This window comes from Arthrobacter sp. 9V, from assembly GCF_902506065.1.
Classification (GTDB): Bacteria; Actinomycetota; Actinomycetes; order Actinomycetales; family Micrococcaceae; genus Arthrobacter.
Window position 1 is genome coordinate 1 of sequence record NZ_LR733033.1, and the last position, 1,085, is coordinate 1,085.

General features: G+C 71.4%; 1 protein-coding gene. It reads right to left on the bottom strand.

The window, feature by feature from the left end; genetic code table 11:
- Positions 1-100 precede the first annotated feature (100 nt).
- Positions 101-949, bottom strand: coding sequence for a fumarylacetoacetate hydrolase family protein (locus tag BACI9J_RS23540; RefSeq protein WP_159736736.1), 849 nt, complete (start codon positions 947-949; stop codon positions 101-103).
- Positions 950-1,085: the final 136 nt, after the last annotated feature.

Below are 1,085 nucleotides of genomic sequence, written 5' to 3' on the forward strand. Positions count from 1 at the left end.
ATGCCGGAGGCGCCGCCGGTGACGATCGCGCGGAGACCCGCGTGGCTGCCGGGCGTCCCGGTGGTGCCGGTGGTGCCGGTCTGGTCGGTGGTGTCGGTCATCAGGCTGCTCCTACGGTCTGGCGCTGCGAGCCGAGCCCGTCGGCGGTGAGTTCGACCACGTCGCCGGGCTGCAGGTACGGCGCGTGTCCTGCGAGGGCGACCCCGGCCGGGGTGCCCGTGCTGATGACGTCGCCGGCGTACAGCACCATGAACTGCGACAGGTACCGGACGATCTCGACGGGTCGGAAGATCATGTCGGCGGTGGTGCCGTCCTGCCGCACCTCGCCGTTGACGGTGAGCCGGAGCGCGAGCGCCGCCGGGTCGACCTGGTCGGGGGTGACCAGCCACGGGCCGAGCGGGTTGAAGGTCTCGCAGGACTTCCCCTTGTCCCACTGCCCGCCGCGCTCGAGCTGGAAGGCGCGTTCGGAGACGTCGTTCGCGATGGTGTAGCCCGCGATGCAGGCGCTCGCCGCCTCGTCGGAGTCGCAGTACCGGGCGGTGGCGCCGATGACGACGGCGAGTTCGATCTCCCAGTCGGTCTTCTCGCTGCCGCGGGGGATCAGGACCTGGTCGTCCGGGCCGATCACCGTCATCGGGTCCTTCATGAACACGATCGGCTCGGTCGGGATCTCGGCGCCGGTCTCGGCGGCATGGTCGCGGTAGTTCAGGCCGATGCAGACGACCTTGCCGGGGCGGGCCACCGGTGCGCCGCGACGCAGGCCCTCTGCGTCGGGCAGCACCCGGACGTCGCCGGCGTCGCGCGCGTGCCGGACGCGGGCGACCGGGTCCGCTGCCAGGAAGGCGCCGCTGATGTCGGTCGTGATCGGGCGGAGGTCGAGGACCTCGCCGTCGGTGTCGACCGCGACGGGGATCTCGTCGCCCGCGGGGCCGAGTCGTGCGAACTGCATCGTTCCTCGCTCTCCGGCTGCACCGGCGCAACCAGAGACATCCTATGTCTGGTCCGAGGTGTCGACAAGGTTCCGGGTGCTGAGGGTCCTGTCATGCAGGTAGGTGCGCTCCGCCGTACCGCCGAGGATCGCCTGG

Excerpts from the sequence above, each read along its gene's own strand:
- BACI9J_RS23540 (WP_159736736.1), bottom strand. The coding sequence starts at position 949 with ATGCAGTTCGCACGACTCGGCCCCGCGGGCGACGAGATCCCCGTCGCG.